Raw genomic sequence first — 14,851 nt, forward strand, 5'->3', positions numbered from 1 at the left:
TGGGAAGGTGTTTCCTGCTGTTGCCCCCTCCGACGAGGCAGCCGGTCCCGTTGTGACAGCCCCGCACCGCCACGGGCCCTCCGGCGGTGGAATCCTTGGCAGGTGACCGACCTGGCCCAAGCGCACGACGACCTGCGGCCGCTGATGTTCTCCATCGCGTACCGGATGCTCGGGAGCGTCGCGGAGGCGGAGGACGTCGTTCAGGACGCCTTCCTCAAGATGCACCGCGCCCTCGCGGAGGGCACCGAGCTCGACTCGCCCGACGCGTACGCGACGACGGTGACGACGCGCCTCGCCATCGACACGCTCCGCTCCGCCCGGGTGCGCCGCGAGGAGTACGTCGGGCCCTGGCTGCCGGAGCCGCTCGTCCCCGAGCGCGCGCCCGACCCCGCGTCCCGGTTCGAGCTCGAGGACTCCGTGTCCGTGGCGATGCTCGTGCTCATGGAGTCGCTGTCGCCCGTGGAGCGGGCTGTCTTCATCCTCCGCGAGACCCTCGGCTACGACTACGCCGAGATCGCGGCCGTCGTCGGCCAGTCGGAGGCCACCTGCCGCCAGCACTTCTCGCGCGCCCACAAACGTCTCGGCGCCGGCCCGCGGTTCGAGGCGTCGCAGGAGCGACGTGACGAGCTCGCGGCCGCCTTCCTCGCTGCGGTCCGGGGTGGCGGGCTCGAGGACCTCGAGCAGCTGCTCGCGGACGACGTCGTCTTCTACGGCGACGGTGGGGGCAAGGCCCCGGCCATCCGCACGCCGATGCACGGCTCGGTCGCCGTCGCCCGGTTCCTGCTCGGCCTGGTCCGCCGCGGCGGCCCGGCGGGCGTGTCCCTCCAGCCCGCCCATGCGAACGGTGGCCCGGCAGCGCTGACCATCGGCCCCGACGGCGCGCTGCTCGGGGTCCTCACCATCGAGGTCGCCGACGGACGGATCATCGCGCTGCACAACCAGATCAACCCCGACAAGCTCCAGCACCTCGGTCGCGTCGGCGACCTGAACGCCCTGATGCGCGAGGGGACGACGCCCGCCTGACGACGCCCGCCTGACGGCGCCGGCCTCCGCCGTCAGGGACGCGGGCGCCAGCGCTTCCAGACAGCGGTGGCCTGCGCGCGCACCTTGCCGTCGAAGCGGAGCTCCACCTCGACCCTCATCTGCGGCTCGTCCGACTCGATGACCGTGCCGAAGATCTCGACCTGGTCGTGCAAGGGCGCCGGACGCAGGTAGCGCACGTCGAGCCCGGCCGTGACGTAGGAGAGGTCGGCCCCCGGCAGCGGCGGCCAGCCCCGGCGCTGGGCCTCGAGCATGACGGCGGCCGCGCTGTGGCAGTCGAGGACCGTGCCGATGATGCCGCCGTTGAGGTAGCCGAGCCCGTTGTCGTGCTCGGGCCACGGCATGAACGCCGCGACGACGCCCTCACCCGCGCCGTCGCCGACCGGGTAGCTCTTGAGCTGCAGGCCCTTCGGGTTGCCCTGGCCGCAGCCGAAACACGGCAGGTTCGGGTAGAGCCGCTCCTGGATGCTGAGCGCGGCGGTGTCTGCATCGGCGGCGACGTCGGTGTCCGGCATGCGCCCAACCTACAAGCGAGCCCATGGCCTCAAATTGGTCCAACCTCTTGATGAGTTGATGTGTCCGGTGTCATCCTCGTCCCCATGAGTCAGAGTGGGTTCACCCCGGTCGCGCGTCGGTCGGTGTCCGACGAGGTCTTCGCCGAGCTGCGCGACGCCGTGCTCACGGGCCGCTTCCAGCCCGGCGACGCGCTGCCGCCCGAGCGTGAGCTCGCCGCCTCCTTCGCCGTCAACCGGCACGCGGTGCGCGAGGCCCTCCAGCGGCTCCAGGTCGCCGGCTTCGTCCGCGTCGTCCACGGCGGCGGCACCACGGTGCTCGACGTGCGCAGCAGCGCCGGCCTCGACCTGCTCGCCCACCTCGCCCGCTCGGGCGAGGGGCTCGACCCGATGATCCTGCGCGACGGTCTCGAGATGCGCCGCTGCATCGGCATCGAGGCGGCCCGCATCGCGGCCTCCCGCGCGACGGACGAGGCGCGGGCGCGCGTGGTGGCGGCAGCGGCGGCATACGGCTGCCCCGACATCGACGACGCCGACCGCGACTTCTGGCTCGCCGTCGTCGAGGCGAGCGGCAACCTCACCTTCCGCCTCGCGCTCAACTCGCTGGTCCACGCCATCGACGGCAGCCCCGAGGTCATGGACGCGCTGCTCGCCGCCGACCGCGCCGACCTGCTCCCGCACGCGCCGCTCGCCGCCGCCATCGCCGCCGGTGACGCCGCCGGTGCCGCGCGGCTCGCCGACACGATCCTCACCCAGGCCGTCGACGTGTGGGCCTCGCTCACCGACGACGGACGCACGCTCGGCCCGATGACCAAGGGGGCGTGATGGTCGACATCATCCTCACGGCGATTCCCTTCTTCATCGCCTTCATCGTCATCGAGGTGCTCTCGCTGTGGCTGGCGCCCGACGACGACGAGGTCGGCTACGAGGTCCGCGACACCGTCACCAGCCTGACCATGGGCATCGGGAGCGTCGGCGTCGGCATCGTCTACAAGGCAGCCCAGCTCGTCGTCTACGCCGCGTTGTATGCCGTGACGCCGCTCCGCCTCGACACCTCGCTGTGGTGGGTGTGGGTCGTCATCTTCTTCGCCGAGGACCTCGCGTACTACTGGTACCACCGCGCCCACCACGAGGTGCGCATCCTCTGGGCGAGCCACGTCGTGCACCACTCGAGCCAGCGCTACAACTTCTCGACGGCGCTGCGCCAGACGTGGACGCCGTTCGGGGGCATCCCGTTCTGGGCGCCGCTCGCGCTCCTCGGCGTACCGGTCTGGGCGATCTTCCTCCAGCAGTCGATCTCGCTGCTCTACCAGTTCTTCCTCCACACCGAGCGCGTCGGGAAGCTCTGGCGCCCAGTGGAATACGTCATGAACACGCCCTCGCACCACCGCGTGCACCACGGCATGAACAACGCCTACCTCGACCGCAACTACGGCGGCATCCTCGTCATCTGGGACCGCCTCTTCCGCTCCTTCGAGCCCGAGGGCGAGCGGGTCGTCTACGGCCTGACGAAGCAGCTGCGCACCTACAACCCGCTCGTCGTCGCCACCCACGAGTACGCGTCGATCTGGGCCGACGTGCGCGCCGCCCGCCGGTGGCGCGACCGCTGGGGCTTCGTCGTCCGCGGCCCCGGCTGGCAGCCCCGCACCTGACCGAGCCGACGGCGGCGGAAGGCGCGGGGCCGCCACGGGCGGACGGGCTGCGCTGGCCGTCGCGGGTCGAGGGAGGCGACACTGGAGGTCCCCGAGCGAGGAGGACCATCGTGAGCACGTACCAGGTCGGCTACTTCGTGGGCAGCCTGTCATCGACCTCGATCAACCGGACGCTGAGCCAGGCGCTGATCCGGCTCGCGCCGTCGGACCTCGAGTTCACGGAGATCCCGATCGGCAACCTGCCGCTCTACAGCCCGGACTTCGACAGCGACTACCCCGCCGAGGCCACGGCCCTCAAGGAGGCCATCGCCGCCTCGAGCGCCGTCCTCTTCGTGACGCCCGAGTACAACCGCTCGATCCCCGGCGCCCTGAAGAACGCCATCGACTGGGCGTCACGCCCCTGGGGCCAGAACTCCTTCAACCACGTGCCGGCCGCCGTCATCGGGGCCTCTCCCGGCCAGATCGGCACGGCGCTCGCCCAGCAGAGCCTGCGTGGCGTGCTGAGCTTCTGCAACGCCCGCCAGATGACCGCGCCCGAGGCCTACCTCCGGCTCGCGCCGGGGGCGATCACCGACGACGGCGACGTCACCGACGAGTCGATGAGGACGTTCCTCACCGACTTCATGCGGGAGTTCCGCGACCACGTCGAACGCGTCCTCGCGGTGCTGCCCCGCTCCTGAGCCCCGTTCCCGGCCGCGGCCCGTTCCCGCCGCGGCCCGTGCGGACCGCACGCGCGCCCGGTGGCGCCCGGCGGCATACGGCCTCGGGTCCGTCGGGCGAAGCGGCCCACGCGGCCGGTGCGGCGGGTTACCGTGGCCAGACCTCGGGGAAAGTGCCGCGCCATGAGCGCGCCCGCCCTCGAAAGGTCACTCCATGAAGAAGATCTGGTTCGCGCTCGTCGCGGCCCTCGCCCTCGTGCTCGGCGCCTCGGCCCCGGCCGGCGCCGTCACCGACGGGACGCTCGACGGCAACGGCCACCCGTACGTCGGGCTCATGGTCGCCCAGGACGCCGCCGGCAACCCGCTGTGGCGCTGCTCCGGCACCCTCCTCAGCTCGACGGTCTTCCTCACGGCGGGCCACTGCACCGAGGCGCCCGCCGCCCACGTCGAGATCTGGTTCCAGGCCGACGTCGAGAACGGCCGTCCCGGCAACGGCTACCCGAACACGGGCCAGGTCGGCGGCACGCCGCACACCATCCCGTCCTACGACCCCGACGCGTTCTTCCTCCACGACGCCGGAGTCGTCGTCCTCGACACGCCGATGGCCATGCCGGCCTACGGCGCCCTCCCCACGGCGAACCAGCTCGACGCCCTCAAGCCGCGCCGGTCGACGACGTTCACGTCGGTCGGCTACGGCCTGCAGAAGGCCTTCCCCGACGCCGCCGCGTCGAAGGAGCTGGCGCTGCGCATCCGGATGGTCGCGCACCCGCACCTGCTCCAGATCAACACCGGCTTCACCGGACCCCAGTCGCTGCTGCTGTCGAACAACGCCAACACCGGAGGCACCTGCTTCGGTGACTCCGGCGGTCCGAACTTCCTCGGCGACAGCAACGTCGTCGCGGGCGTGACCTCGTTCGGCATCAACTCGACGTGCGGCGGCACCGGCGGCGTCTTCCGCGTCGACCGTCCCGACGTCCTCGAGTTCGTCCAGGGCTACCTCGGCGACTGAGGTCCCCAGGTGGGCGACCGCTGCTGCGGAACCACCTGCGTATGCCGTGACGCCGGCCCCCGCTCGGAAGCTGCTCCGTTCTCGGGAGCAGCTTCCGAGCGCGCATGGCGCGTCGGCCTACGACAGTGCTGCACGTGGTGCAGCAGTGACGTAGCGGTCGGTGGCGGGACCGCGGCGACCCGCGGTCCCGGCCACACGGCATACGCCGTCGGTCAGTGCGTGCTCGACGTCTTCCAGAGGTTGATGCCGCCCTCGACCGCGTGCTGGTCGATCCGATCGAGCTCCTCGGTGCTGAAGTCGAGGTTGTCGAGCGAGCCGAGGCTGTCCTCGAGCTGGGCGACCGACGAGGCGCCGATGAGCACCGACGTGACGCGCTGGTCCCGCAGGATCCACGCGAGCGCCATCTGGGCGAGCGACTGACCGCGCGCCTGCGCCATCTCGTTGAGTGCACGGATGTGCGTGAGGTTCTGCTCGGTCAGCAGGTCGGTCGAGAGCGACTTGTCCTGCGAGGCGCGCGAGCCCGCGGGGACCCCCTTGAGGTACTTGTCGGTGAGCATCCCCTGCGCGAGCGGGCTGAAGGCGATGCAGCCGACGCCCTCCTCGCCGAGCACGTCGAGCAGGTCCTCCTCGACCCAGCGGTTGAGCATCGAGTAGCTCGGCTGGTGGATGAGCAGCGGCGTGCCCATGGCGCGCAGGATCTCGACCGCCTCCTTGGTGCGGGGACCCGAGTAGGAGGAGATGCCGGCATACAGCGCCTTGCCCTGGCGGACGGCCGTGTCGAGGGCGCCCATCGTCTCCTCGAGCGGCGTCGTCTCGTCGAACCGGTGGGAGTAGAAGATGTCGACGTAGTCGACGCCCATCCGCGCCAGCGACTGGTCGAGCGAGGACAAGACGTACTTGCGGCTGCCGCCGCCCTGGCCGTACGGGCCCGGCCACATGTCGTATCCGGCCTTCGTCGACAGGATCAGCTCGTCGCGGTAGCGCTTGAAGTCCTGCGCGTAGATCGCGCCGAAGTTGCGTTCGGCACTGCCGTAGGGCGGCCCGTAGTTGTTGGCGAGGTCGAAGTGCGTGACGCCGAGGTCGAAGGCGCGACGGAGCGTCGCGCGCTGGCGGTCGAGGGGGACGTCGTCGCCGAAGTTGTGCCACATCCCGAGCGAGACGGCCGGCAGGTCGAGCCCCGAACGGCCCGTGCGGCGGTAGGTCATCGAGTCGTAGCGGCTGCGGAGGGCCTGGTAGTCGTCGGCGTGAAGAGTCATGCCGACAGTCTCGTCCGTCGCCCGCGCGACGCCAAAGTGGCGCCCGTCATGGCGCCCGTCGTCGAGCCCTTCGTGGGACCCCGCTGGGGATCCGCTGCGGGATGTTGAGGGTTCTCCCGGTTGCCCTTGTGAAGTAGTTGAACCCGAGTAAGACTCAGCCTGGGGAAGTCAACGATGTCAACTGCAGCGTGGCAGGAGGACCGACAGCATGACCCGTATCAATGTGACCGTCGACGGGGTGAGCTACTCCGACGAGGTCGAGCCCAGGACACTTCTGGTCCAGTACCTTCGCGAAAGCCTCGGTAAGACCGGAACCGTCATCGGATGCGACACGAGCAACTGCGGTGCCTGCACCGTGCACCTCGACGGGACGAGCGTGAAGTCCTGCAACGTCCTTGCCGTCCAGGCGGACGGCCACGAGGTGACGACGATCGAGGGGCTCGCCGTGGACGGCGAGCTCCACCCGGTTCAGCAGGCCTTCCACGAGTGCCACGCCCTCCAGTGCGGCTACTGCACCCCCGGCATGATCATGCAGGCGTGTGACGTCCTCAAGAACAACCCCGACCCCAGTGAGCAGGAGATCCGCGAAGGCCTCGAGGGCAACCTCTGCCGCTGCACCGGCTACCACAACATCGTCAAGGCCGTGCAGCAGGCGGCGACCTCGATGAGCTCGCAGGCGGTGTCGTCATGACGATCACCGAGGACCGCGCGGCCGATGCCCCGACACCCGAGATCGGCAGGGCACGCACCCGCAAGGAGGACCAGCGCCTCATCACCGGCCGCACCCGCTGGACCGACAACATCCAGCTGCCCGGCATGCTGCACCTCGCGATGGTGCGCAGCCCCTTCGCCCACGCCACCATCAGCGCGATCAACACCGACGAGGCGAAGGCCGCGTCTGGTGTCCTCGCGGTGTTCACGGGGGAGGACCTCAAGGACATCCAGGGCGTCAACATCACGGCGTGGCCGATCAGTGCCGACCAGAAGACGCCCGACCACCTGCCGGTGGCCGTGTCCCACGTCGCGCACGCCGGCGAGATCGTCGCCGTCGTCGCGGCCCGCAGCTCCGCCGAGGCGCGTGATGCCGCCGAGCTCGTAGACGTCGACTACGACGAGCTGCCGGCGGTCCTCGACCTCAAGCAGGCGGCCACCGACTCGGTCCTGGCCCATCCCGGCCTCGGCACGAACACGAGTGCCACGTGGCAGCTCGACTCGGCCTCCGGCGGCACCGGCGGCGATATCGAGGCGGCCATCGCCACGGCCCGCGAGGGCGGAATCGTCATCGAGCGCGAGTACCGCCAGCAGCGCCTCATCCCGGCCTTCATGGAGCCCCGTTCCACGGTGGTCGACCCCACGGGCGAGCAGGTGACGATGTGGTCGGCGACCCAGGTGCCGCACGTCCTCCGCTTCTGCATCGCAGCCACCACCGGACTGCAGGAGTCGAAGATCCGCGTCATCGCCCCCGACGTCGGTGGTGGGTTCGGCGGCAAGCTGCAGACCACCCCGGAGGAGTTCGCCACGCTCGCCGTGGCGCGCAAGCTCGGCAAGCCCTGCAAGTACACCGAGACCCGCTCCGAGACGATGGTCTCCGGCCACCACGGCCGGGACCAGTGGCAGAAGCTCACCCTCGCCGCGGAGAAGGACGGCACGGTCACCGGGCTCAAGGTGGAGCTCATGGCCGACCTCGGGGCCTACGCGGCCCTCGTCGGCGGCGGCGTGCCGGTGCTCGGCGCGTGGATGTTCAACTCGATCTACAAGTTCGCCGCCTACCAGTTCAACGTCACCACGTACTACACGAACAAGACGTGGGTCGATGCCTATCGCGGTGCCGGTAGGCCCGAGGCGACGTACGGCATCGAGCGCCTCATGGACGAGCTCGCCGTCGAGGTGGGGGTCGACCCGCTCGAGATCCGCGAGAAGAACTGGATCAAGCACGAGGAGTTCCCCTTCACCACGGTGGCGGGCATGACCTACGACTCGGGCAACTACGAGGCCGCGACCGCCAAGGCGAAGGAGCTCTTCGGCTACGACGAGCTGCGCGCCGAGCAGCGGCGTCGCCGCGAGAGCAACGACCCGGTCCAGCTCGGCATCGGCATCTCGACGTTCACCGAGATGTGCGGTCTCGCCCCGTCCCGCATCCTCGGCGTCCTCAGCTACGGGGCCGGCGGCTGGGAGAGCGCGAGCATCCGCATGCTCGCCACCGGCACGGTCGAGGTCGTCACGGGCTCGTCCGCTCACGGGCAGGGCCACGAGACGGCGTGGAGCCAGATCGTCGCCGACCGGCTCGGCGTCCCGTTCGAGGACATCGAGGTGCTCCACGGCGACACGCAGATCGCGCCCAGGGGCATGGACACCTACGGCTCACGCTCGCTCGTCGTCGGGGCGGAGGCGGTCATCCGCGCGGCCGACAAGGTCATCGAGAAGGCCAAGCCGATCGCGGCCCACATGCTCGAGGCCAGCGTCGACGACATCGAGTTCTCGGCAGGGCGCTTCGGTGTCAAGGGCACCGACAAGAGCGTCAGCATGCCCGAGGTGGCCCTCGAGACGTGGACGTGCCACAACCTCCCCGACGGCATCGAGCCCACGATCGACGCCGACGCGACGTTCGACCCCAACACGTTCTCCTTCCCGCACGGCACCCACCTGTGCGCGATGGAGGTCGACACCGAGACCGGGGCGACGACGATGCGCAAGTACGTCTGCGTCGACGACATCGGCAACATCGTCAACCCGCTCATCGTCGAGGGTCAGGTCCACGGCGGCCTCGTCCAGGGCATCGCGCAGGCCCTCTGGGAGGGTGCCGAGTACGACGACCAGGGCACGCTCGTCACGGGCTCGTTCGTCGACTACACCCTGCCGACGTCCGCCGACACGATCAGCTTCATCACCGACCACACGACGTCACCGTCGACGACGAACACGTTGGGCACCAAGGGAGTCGGCGAGGCGGGCACGATCGCCTCGACACCAGCCGTCGTCAACGCGATCGTCGACGCGGTGCGCAGCTTCGGCGTCAACGACATCCTCATGCCGTGCACCCCCGAGCGGGTGTGGAAGGCCATCCAGAAGGGGCGGGCCGTCCCGGTCGAAGGTGAGCGCGACGCGCAGCCGCACTTCGACGAGGGTGCGCCCAACCAGGACCCCGGGGCCGCGAGTCCCGAGTCCGCGAGCGAGGGGAGCCAGTCATGATCCCGGCCCAGTTCGACTACCTGGCCCCCTCGACCGTCCAGGAGGCCATCGCGGCGCTCGCCGAGCACGGCGACGACGCCAAGGTCCTCGCGGGTGGGCAGTCGCTGCTGCCCATCCTGCGCATGCGGCTCAACGCCCCAGGGGTCGTCATCGACCTCGGGCGCATCGCCGAGCTCCAGGGCGTCTCCGAGGACGGTGACCACCTCGTCATCGGAGCCATGACGACGTATGCCGCCGTGCTCGCCTCCGGGGCCGTGTCCACCCACGCGGCCCTGCTGTCCAAGGCGATCGCGACCGTGGCCGACCCGCAGATCCGCCACCGCGGCACCATCGGCGGCGCGCTCGTGCACGCCGACCCGGCGGGCGACGTCGGGGCGCCGGCGCTCGCGCTCGAGGCCGAGCTCGTCATCGCGGGCGCGGACGGCTCGACCCGCACCGTCGCGGCGGAGGACTTCTTCGAGGACCTCTTCACGACGGCCGTCGGCGAGGGCGAGCTGCTGACACAGATCCGCGTGCCGAAGCACACCGGCTGGGGCGCGCACTACGAGAAGTTCGTCCGGGTCAGCCACCAGTGGTCGATCGTCGGCGTCGCGGCCACGGTGCGCAGCGAGGGCGGCTCGATCGCCGAGGCCCGCGTCGGCCTGACCAACATGGGCTCGACGCCCCTGCGGGCCCGCTCGGTCGAGGAGGCCCTCGTCGGGCAGCCCGCGACCGACGAGGCGGTCCGTGCGGCCGTCGCGTCTGTAGCCGACGGCACCAACCCGCCCTCCGACCTCAACGGTGACTCCGACTACCGCAAGCACCTCGCCACCGTGCTGACGCGGCGCGCGGTCCTCGCCGCGGCAGGAGCGTGATCGCCGGATGGACCTGACGCACTCCTTCACCGTCCCGACCTCGGTCGACGACGCGTGGGCCCTCTTCATGGACCTCGAGCGCGTCGGCGGCTGCTTCCCCGGGGCGACCGTGACGGAGGTGACCGACGACGGCTTCTCCGGCACGGTCAAGGTCAAGCTCGGGCCGATCGCGCTCGTCTACTCCGGGTCGGGCTCGTTCGTCGAGCGCGACGACGCGACGCACCACGCCGTCATCGAGGCCAAGGGCAAGGACAAGCGGGGCAACGGCACGGCCGGCGCCACCGTGACGATCACCCTGAGCCCCGACGGTGACGGCACCCGCGCCGACGTCGTCACCGACCTCGCCGTCACCGGCAAGCCGGCCCAGTTCGGCCGGGGCGTCATGCAGGACGTGTCCGACAAGCTCCTGGGCGCCTTCGTGGCCTGCATCGAGAAGCAGCTGACCGGTCCGGCGGACGAGCCGGAGGCCGCCCCGGCGGCGGCCGGCGTTTCGGCCGGCTCTTCGGCTGGCGCTTCGGCTGGCGCTTCGGCGGGCTACGTCGAGACGGGGTCCGACGCGCTCGCCGCAGACACCGGTCCGCAGGTGGGTGTCACGACGGCGGCGCCCGCACCCGCTGCGGCGGCACACACGCCGCCGCCCCCGCGCCGGGTCCCGGCCTCTGTCGAGGAGGACGCCCCCCTCGATCTCGGGTCGGCCGTCATGCCCGTGCTGATCCAGCGGTATGCCGGTTACGCAGCGGCTGCCGCCATCGGGGTCGTCATCGGTTGGCTCATCGGTCACCGCGGCGACTGACGCAGCACGTGCAGCAGGCCCGGTCGCGCTCCCGACCGGGCCTGCGGCGCGTTCCCGGCGGCCCCTCACCCACCGTCAGTCGTGGAGCGGCGAAGCGACCAGGACGGTGATGTCGTCGTAGTCCTCGCGGCTCGCGTCCCACCGGCCGCCGCACGTGGCGAGGAAGAGACGCTCCGGTCCGCTGCGGTCGTAGAGGTGCTCGGACGCGACGATGTGGGGGTAGTCGCGCTGGGCGTCGACGGCGGGCCACACCCGGTCGACCCGGTACGAGCAGACCGAGCCGTCCTGCTGCACGGTCTGCACGAGCTGCCCGGCCTGCGCTCGCGACGGGAAGTCCTCGCTGAAGACGGCCGACCCGTCCCGGTAGGTGTGTCCGTCGAGCAGGACGGTGCCGGCGCCGCTGCCCGGTTGGGGCCCGTCCGCGTACCAGCCGATCCGGCTGATGTCGGTGGGGTTGCCGAGTCGCAGCATCCCTGCGGCTCCGGCCCCGCCTCCGGCCCCGGCCGCGGCGTCGGTCTCGAGCCCGATCCGCTCGACCGCCGCGTCCACGCCGAGATCGGGATAGACGACGCGGTGGGGTGGCCCGGGTCGGCACGTCGGCCCCGTGGCCCGGGCGATGGGCGTACGCGGCGGTGGCGGCGCGGAGCGCGTGGCCAGGTCGGCGGCAGCGAGCGGTCTGGCGAGCAGGAACCACACCGCCACGCAGGCCAGTGCCGCCGCGACAAGCGGGACGACCGCGCGGCCACCGGGCGCGCGGTCGTGCGCCCGGTGACGCCCGGTGATCAGTCGGCCTCGACGACGCGGCGTCGGCGGCGGTGGCTCCGGGCAGCGAGCAGGCCGCCGGCCACGGCCAGCAGACCGACACCGACGAGCACGTCGGCCGAGCCGGAGCGCTGCGCGACCTGACCCATCCCGCCGGTGTCGGGTGCGGCGTCGCCCATCGCGGGGACGGGTGCGAGCGCGAGGGTCGTGGCGGGCGAGGCCGCTCCGAGCCCGGTCGCGGCCGTCCCCGTCGGGGTGGGGGTGCCCGTGCCGACCGCCGTCGACGTGGCACGCGGGTCGCCGGGGACGGTGGTCGCGGGTGCGGTCGGGGTGGCCGGAGTGGTCGGGGCGGTCGAGGTCGCCGGGGTCGTCGGCGTCACGGCGCCCGGTCGGCTCACGCCACCGAACCCGTCGACCTCGTCGGCTGCAGGGCAGTCCGTCGCGGGTGCCTGTGCGTCGAGCGAGACCACGACAGAACGGAACTGGCCGTCCGAGAAGGCGTCGCCCAGCTGGGGTGCGACGCCCCGGTCGTTCGTGAGTGACGCAGCATCCACGTGGATGGGGTTCTTGCCGCGCTTGAGGACCTCGTCCACACCGGGCTTCTGGACGTACTTGCAGACCCACACCTGGTGCGGGTCCCCGGGCGTCGCCGACGCGGCCTGGACGCCGAGGGTGGCGGCGCCGGCCGTGGCGATGGCTGCGACGAGGAGGAGGGTGACGGCGCGTGACGGCGCGACGACATGGGTGGATCGGGTCATCAGTGAGAGCGCTCCCGTGGAGGGCGGCGTGACCAGGTCGGGTCACGAGCCGCGAGTGGTGGAGGGTGTTGTGACACAGAGGAACTCGGTGACCGTGAGCGCGGTCGGTGAACCAGGGCGAGGGCGTGTGGCGCCTCAGCCGTGGGAGAACATACACGACCTCGCCGCCGTGGCGGGGGCGGAGGATTGTCACCTTTTGCACCGGCGCCCGACGCACCATCGCCGCCACTCTGCGATGGTGGATGCATGTCCCACGTCATCATCGTCGGCGGCCACGGCAAGGTCGCCCTGCTCGCCGCCCCGCTCCTCGTCTCCGACGGCCACGACGTCACCTCCCTGGTCCGCAACCCGGAGCACGTCGCCGCCGTCGAGGCGACCGGTGCCACGGCGGCCGTGCTCGACGTCGAGCACGCCACGACCGAGCAGATCGCGGACCTCGTGCGCGGGAGCGACGTCGTCGTGTGGTCGGCCGGCGCCGGCGGCGGCAGCCCCGAGCGGACGTATGCCGTCGACCGCGACGCCGCGATCCGCTCGATGGACGCCGCCGCACAGGCCGGGGTCGAGCGCTACGTCATGGTGTCCTACTTCGGCGCCGGGCCCGACCACGGCGTGCCCGAGGACAGCTCCTTCTACCCGTACGCCGAGGCCAAGACCGCGGCCGACGAGCACCTCCAGGGCACCGCCCTCGCGTGGACCATCCTGCGCCCGAGCGGGCTGACCACCGACGCGGCCACCGGCCACATCGCCGCCGGTCAGGACATCGTCGCCGGCACGGTGTCGCGCGACAACGTCGCCCACGTGATCCGTGCGGTCGTCGAGCACCCCGAGTCGACCGCCCGCCGCATCCTGCCCTTCAACGACGGCTTCCAGCCCATCGGCGACGTCGTCGCCGCCACCCCCTCCGCCTGACCCCCACTCCCACTCGAGTGCGGTGGCGGGCCCACTCGAGTGTCAGGGGCGGGCGAGGTGTTCGGCGATGACGAGGTCCTGCCACGCCATGCCGACGCTCTTGAAGACGTTGGGCCGGTCGCTCGCCCGCTCGACCCGGCCGAGCACGAGGTCCGCGAGCGTGTGGACGTCGGCCCAGTCGAGGGCGCCCTGCGCGGCTGCGAGGATGACGTCGCCGGCCTCACGGTGCGCCGTCCCGATGTCCTCGACGACGACGAGCGAGCGGCCGAGCAGCCCCGACCCGAGCTCACGACGGTGCGGCTCGTGCGAGCCGATGGCCACGACGCACGCCCCGTCGGCCACCCAGTCGTCGTCGAGCACCGGCGTCGCCGCCGACGTGGCTGTCACGACGACCTGCGCCTCGCGCACGGCCGCCTCGACCTGCGGGTCGTCGACCGTGATGCCGCGCGTGCTGAGCCGGTGCGTCGTCGCGAGTCCGGAGATCCGTTGCGCGGTCGCGCGGGCGGCGTCGCCTCGCCGGCCGACGACCGTCACCGACGACGTGTGCCGGATGGCGAGCAGCGCCTCCGCGTGACCGAGCGCCTGTGGCCCGCTCCCGAAGATGACCGCGGACCCCACCTCGTCCGGGGCCAGCACGTCCATGGCGACGGCGGACACGGCAGGGGTGCGCAGTGACGTGACCGCCGTGCCGTCGATGAGGACCGACGGCGTCAGGGTGTCGGCGTCCAGGAGGACGTAGAGCGCCTGGATGCGCTCGAGGCCGCGGTCCGGGTTGCCCGGCGCGACCGAGACGACCTTGACGCCGGCTGAGCGGCCTTTTGTAGCGGGCATGACGAGGAGCTGGCCGTCACCGACGCCCGCGACCCTCCGGGCCGGGTCCGACGCGGGGTCGAGACCGTCGGCGAGCTCGCACCGGATGAGACGCCGGGCACGGTCGGGCGAGACGATCCGTCGCACCGCGGCGGCGTCGACCCAGCGCGGCTGCTGCATCAGCCCTCGCCCGCGCCGGCCCGGGCGCGCGCGACCCGCTCGGGGTCGCCGGCTGCCTCGACGACGGTCGCGAGGTGGGCGCGCAGCTGCTTGGCGAGAGACCACTGGGTGACCTCGTGGGTGATCGAACGCACCCAGCCCGGGTCGACGGCATACGCCAGAGTCAGCACGACGAGGGTGCCGTCGTCCTCGGCGTCGAAGCGCCACGTGAAGGGTTCCGGGGTCAGGTGCGGGGCCAGCCGGAGCGTCGGCTCGCCCACCGACCCGGCCAGCGCGCGGGCGACGGGCGGCGGGAGCGGGACGTGGACGTCGGCACTGACCTGGGGCACTCCTCGACTGTAGGGGCCGACCCTGCGAGCCGCTCGCGCGGGCTGCGCGCCGGGGCGCCATTCCACGCATGTGCGTGCGGGCACTCCCGGGACGTAGGCTCGAGCGGATCGCCCACCACCCCGGGCGGCAGCCGTCAA

16 protein-coding genes are annotated in these 14,851 nt (G+C 71.8%); 10 read left to right on the forward strand and 6 right to left on the reverse strand.

From position 1 onward, the window contains the following. The first annotated feature begins 102 nt into the window (after nucleotides 1–102). Complete coding sequence (locus tag ASG96_RS20375) at nucleotides 103–1,023, forward strand: RNA polymerase sigma-70 factor (protein ID WP_057589141.1); 921 nt, start codon at nucleotides 103–105, stop codon at nucleotides 1,021–1,023. A gap of 32 nt (nucleotides 1,024–1,055) precedes the next feature. On the opposite strand, the gene ASG96_RS20380 is transcribed toward ASG96_RS20375, so the two are convergent. Continuing rightward, nucleotides 1,056–1,556 (reverse strand): PaaI family thioesterase, encoded by a 501-nt coding sequence (locus ASG96_RS20380; RefSeq protein WP_057589142.1) that lies wholly within the window; start codon nucleotides 1,554–1,556, stop codon nucleotides 1,056–1,058. Nucleotides 1,557–1,640: 84 nt separating this feature from the next. Between ASG96_RS20380 and ASG96_RS20385 the strand changes: the two genes are divergently transcribed. From ASG96_RS20385 to ASG96_RS20400, 4 genes are all read left to right on the forward strand, one after another. Next, on the forward strand, nucleotides 1,641–2,378 hold the full coding sequence (locus ASG96_RS20385; protein WP_082588607.1) for a FadR/GntR family transcriptional regulator: 738 nt from the start codon (nucleotides 1,641–1,643) through the stop codon (nucleotides 2,376–2,378). Further along, complete coding sequence (locus ASG96_RS20390; RefSeq protein WP_057589143.1) at nucleotides 2,378–3,205, forward strand: sterol desaturase family protein; 828 nt, start codon at nucleotides 2,378–2,380, stop codon at nucleotides 3,203–3,205. The genes ASG96_RS20385 and ASG96_RS20390 overlap by 1 nt, the downstream gene beginning before the upstream one ends. 110 nt (nucleotides 3,206–3,315) lie before the next feature. After that, nucleotides 3,316–3,885, forward strand: coding sequence for an NADPH-dependent FMN reductase (locus ASG96_RS20395; RefSeq protein WP_056755087.1), 570 nt, complete (start codon nucleotides 3,316–3,318; stop codon nucleotides 3,883–3,885). Between the two features lie 193 nt (nucleotides 3,886–4,078). Continuing rightward, nucleotides 4,079–4,873 carry a trypsin-like serine protease gene (locus ASG96_RS20400; RefSeq protein ID WP_056755090.1) on the forward strand — a complete coding sequence of 265 codons (795 nt, stop codon included), beginning with the start codon at nucleotides 4,079–4,081 and terminating at the stop codon, nucleotides 4,871–4,873. Nucleotides 4,874–5,085: 212 nt separating this feature from the next. Here the strand turns inward: ASG96_RS20400 and mgrA are convergent, their stop codons facing one another. Then, nucleotides 5,086–6,129: an L-glyceraldehyde 3-phosphate reductase gene (gene mgrA, locus ASG96_RS20405; protein WP_057589144.1), complete on the reverse strand. Its 1,044-nt coding sequence runs from the start codon at nucleotides 6,127–6,129 to the stop codon at nucleotides 5,086–5,088. 208 nt (nucleotides 6,130–6,337) lie between these two features. Between mgrA and ASG96_RS20410 the strand changes: the two genes are divergently transcribed. The 4 genes from ASG96_RS20410 to ASG96_RS20425 are packed head-to-tail and all read left to right on the forward strand — an operon-like array spanning nucleotide 6,338 to nucleotide 10,965. Continuing rightward, on the forward strand, nucleotides 6,338–6,820 hold the full coding sequence (locus ASG96_RS20410) for a (2Fe-2S)-binding protein (protein WP_056755095.1): 483 nt from the start codon (nucleotides 6,338–6,340) through the stop codon (nucleotides 6,818–6,820). Next, complete coding sequence (locus ASG96_RS20415) at nucleotides 6,817–9,318, forward strand: xanthine dehydrogenase family protein molybdopterin-binding subunit (protein ID WP_057589145.1); 2,502 nt, start codon at nucleotides 6,817–6,819, stop codon at nucleotides 9,316–9,318. The genes ASG96_RS20410 and ASG96_RS20415 overlap by 4 nt, the downstream gene beginning before the upstream one ends. Next, entirely contained in the window at nucleotides 9,315–10,172 is an 858-nt protein-coding gene (locus ASG96_RS20420; RefSeq protein WP_056755100.1) for a xanthine dehydrogenase family protein subunit M, read from the forward strand. The genes ASG96_RS20415 and ASG96_RS20420 overlap by 4 nt, the downstream gene beginning before the upstream one ends. 7 nt (nucleotides 10,173–10,179) lie before the next feature. Further along, on the forward strand, nucleotides 10,180–10,965 hold the full coding sequence (locus ASG96_RS20425) for an SRPBCC family protein (protein WP_057589146.1): 786 nt from the start codon (nucleotides 10,180–10,182) through the stop codon (nucleotides 10,963–10,965). A gap of 75 nt (nucleotides 10,966–11,040) precedes the next feature. Here ASG96_RS20425 and ASG96_RS20430 read toward each other — a convergent pair whose 3' ends face one another. Both ASG96_RS20430 and ASG96_RS20435 read right to left on the reverse strand, forming a co-directional pair. Continuing rightward, nucleotides 11,041–11,667, reverse strand: a complete 627-nt coding sequence (locus ASG96_RS20430; protein WP_057589147.1) for a class F sortase — start codon at nucleotides 11,665–11,667, stop codon at nucleotides 11,041–11,043. An 80-nt stretch (nucleotides 11,668–11,747) separates the two neighbouring features. Next, nucleotides 11,748–12,485 (reverse strand): hypothetical protein, encoded by a 738-nt coding sequence (locus tag ASG96_RS20435; protein ID WP_057589148.1) that lies wholly within the window; start codon nucleotides 12,483–12,485, stop codon nucleotides 11,748–11,750. Between the two features lie 246 nt (nucleotides 12,486–12,731). Here ASG96_RS20435 and ASG96_RS20440 point away from each other — a divergent pair, with 246 nt between their 5' ends. After that, nucleotides 12,732–13,394, forward strand: a complete 663-nt coding sequence (locus ASG96_RS20440; protein WP_057589149.1) for an SDR family oxidoreductase — start codon at nucleotides 12,732–12,734, stop codon at nucleotides 13,392–13,394. Between the two features lie 42 nt (nucleotides 13,395–13,436). Here the strand turns inward: ASG96_RS20440 and ASG96_RS20445 are convergent, their stop codons facing one another. Then, nucleotides 13,437–14,384, reverse strand: coding sequence for an ornithine cyclodeaminase family protein (locus ASG96_RS20445; protein ID WP_057589150.1), 948 nt, complete (start codon nucleotides 14,382–14,384; stop codon nucleotides 13,437–13,439). Further along, nucleotides 14,384–14,713: a hypothetical protein gene (locus ASG96_RS20450; RefSeq protein WP_056755118.1), complete on the reverse strand. Its 330-nt coding sequence runs from the start codon at nucleotides 14,711–14,713 to the stop codon at nucleotides 14,384–14,386. The genes ASG96_RS20445 and ASG96_RS20450 overlap by 1 nt, the downstream gene beginning before the upstream one ends. Nucleotides 14,714–14,851 lie beyond the last annotated feature (138 nt).

It is taken from the genome of Terrabacter sp. Soil810, assembly GCF_001429645.1.
In the GTDB taxonomy this organism is placed as follows: Bacteria; Actinomycetota; Actinomycetes; order Actinomycetales; family Dermatophilaceae; genus Terrabacter.

Excerpts from the sequence above, each read along its gene's own strand:
- ASG96_RS20400 (WP_056755090.1), top strand. The coding sequence starts at position 4,079 with ATGAAGAAGATCTGGTTCGCGCTCGTCGCGGCCCTCGCCCTCGTGCTC.
- ASG96_RS20415 (WP_057589145.1), top strand. The coding sequence starts at position 6,817 with ATGACGATCACCGAGGACCGCGCGGCCGATGCCCCGACACCCGAGATC.
- mgrA (WP_057589144.1), bottom strand. The coding sequence starts at position 6,129 with ATGACTCTTCACGCCGACGACTACCAGGCCCTCCGCAGCCGCTACGAC.
- ASG96_RS20440 (WP_057589149.1), top strand. The coding sequence starts at position 12,732 with ATGTCCCACGTCATCATCGTCGGCGGCCACGGCAAGGTCGCCCTGCTC.
- ASG96_RS20385 (WP_082588607.1), top strand. The coding sequence starts at position 1,641 with ATGAGTCAGAGTGGGTTCACCCCGGTCGCGCGTCGGTCGGTGTCCGAC.
- ASG96_RS20410 (WP_056755095.1), top strand. The coding sequence starts at position 6,338 with ATGACCCGTATCAATGTGACCGTCGACGGGGTGAGCTACTCCGACGAG.
- ASG96_RS20425 (WP_057589146.1), top strand. The coding sequence starts at position 10,180 with ATGGACCTGACGCACTCCTTCACCGTCCCGACCTCGGTCGACGACGCG.
- ASG96_RS20390 (WP_057589143.1), top strand. The coding sequence starts at position 2,378 with ATGGTCGACATCATCCTCACGGCGATTCCCTTCTTCATCGCCTTCATC.
- ASG96_RS20445 (WP_057589150.1), bottom strand. The coding sequence starts at position 14,384 with ATGCAGCAGCCGCGCTGGGTCGACGCCGCCGCGGTGCGACGGATCGTC.
- ASG96_RS20420 (WP_056755100.1), top strand. The coding sequence starts at position 9,315 with ATGATCCCGGCCCAGTTCGACTACCTGGCCCCCTCGACCGTCCAGGAG.
- ASG96_RS20435 (WP_057589148.1), bottom strand. The coding sequence starts at position 12,485 with ATGACCCGATCCACCCATGTCGTCGCGCCGTCACGCGCCGTCACCCTC.
- ASG96_RS20380 (WP_057589142.1), bottom strand. The coding sequence starts at position 1,556 with ATGCCGGACACCGACGTCGCCGCCGATGCAGACACCGCCGCGCTCAGC.